Source organism: Bradyrhizobium sp. 87, assembly GCF_023073015.1.
GTDB classification, from domain to species: Bacteria; Pseudomonadota; Alphaproteobacteria; order Rhizobiales; family Xanthobacteraceae; genus Bradyrhizobium; species Bradyrhizobium canariense_D.
The window spans coordinates 1-642 of record NZ_JADPIQ010000131.1; the positions used below are offsets into that span (position 1 = coordinate 1).

1 protein-coding gene is annotated in these 642 nt (G+C 66.5%); it reads left to right on the forward strand.

Translation table 11 applies throughout. The annotated features are described in order from the left end of the window. On the forward strand, nucleotides 1-640 hold a 640-nt coding region (locus tag IVB50_RS42830; RefSeq protein ID WP_247299523.1), incomplete at its 5' end, for an efflux RND transporter periplasmic adaptor subunit. Between the last annotated feature and the right edge of the window lie 2 nt (nucleotides 641-642).

Genomic DNA, 642 nt, shown 5'->3' on the forward strand with positions numbered 1-642 from the left:
TGCGATCTCGGCCATCGAGAAGAGCCGGACCGTGCCGACGTCGATCGGATGGACTTCGCCGCGCGACGGCATCGTGCTGGAGCGCAACGCCATCGAGGGCATGCGCGTGGAGCCTGGCGGCGTCCTGTTCCGGATCGCTGACCACTCGATAGTGTGGGCCCTGATCGACGTCGCCGAACGCGACCTCGGCATGATCGCCAAGGGCCAGCCGGTCACGGTGAAGGCGCGAAGCTTTCCGGGGCGGGAGTTCACGGGAAAGGTCGAGGTGATCTACCCGGAGATCAACAAGGAGACCCGGACCGCTCGCGTCCGGATCGAACTCCAGAATCCGGACCTGATCCTGCTGCACGACATGTACGTCGACGCTGACATCGACACCGGGAGCGGCGAGGCAGTCCTCGCCGTGCCTGAGAGCGCCGTGATGGACACCGGCGCCCGGCAGGCCGTTTTCGTCGACAAGGGGCAGGGCCGGCTGGAGCCGCGCGAGGTCAAGCTCGGCCACCGAGGCGGCGGCTTCGCGGAGGTCCGTCAGGGTCTTGCGGAGGGCGAGGCCGTGGTGGTCTCGGCGAATTTTCTGATCGATGCCGAAAGCAATCTGAAGGCCGCCTTGAAGGGCTTTGCCGAGGGGGCGCAGCAATGATC